Here is a 556-nt window from a genome sequence, read left to right on the forward strand (position 1 = left end):
AACCCCCGGGAGTGGAAGGCGTGACTGCGCCGCAGCCGGCTGGACTGCCCGCCCCGCCCACCCGCAGCCTCGGCAACGGCCTCGATCTCGGCTTCCAGCCCCGCGACCACCACGGCCCCAGCGCCCTTCACCACGGCGACGTCCACGTCCGGGAACGCCTCCAGCACCTCCGCCTCGGACGCACCCACCGCGAGCAACGCCCCACCGGCGGGAAGGGCCTGCATCAGTCGGCCCCGGGCCACGACCAACGCCGCCGCATCGCCGAGAGACAGCACCCCGGCCACCTGCGCGGCAGCGATCTCCCCGAACGAATGAGCGACCAGCCACGGCCGCCCCCCGCCCCCCCCCCTCTTTGTAAAGCTCCGGCTCCCACCGAGTTAGAGACAGCGAGCGACCCACTTTCCACCCCCGACGCTCTTCCCAACTTCGAGCCCCGCCCACCCGCCCCCACGGCAACGGCGTGGAACTCGGCTTCGAGGCCCGCGACCACCACGGCCCCAGGGCCGTTCACCCCGGCGACGTCCACGTCCGGGAACGCCTCCAGCACCTCCGCCTC

1 protein-coding gene is annotated in these 556 nt (G+C 73.6%); it reads right to left on the bottom strand.

The window, feature by feature from the left end; genetic code table 11:
- Positions 1 to 275 (bottom strand): hypothetical protein (locus PUR56_RS00075; RefSeq protein WP_329947319.1); only part of this gene is annotated, 275 nt, incomplete at its 3' end.
- Between the last annotated feature and the right edge of the window lie 281 nt (positions 276 to 556).

The organism is Streptomyces sp. BE303, from assembly GCF_036290945.1.
Classification (GTDB): domain Bacteria; phylum Actinomycetota; class Actinomycetes; order Streptomycetales; family Streptomycetaceae; genus Kitasatospora.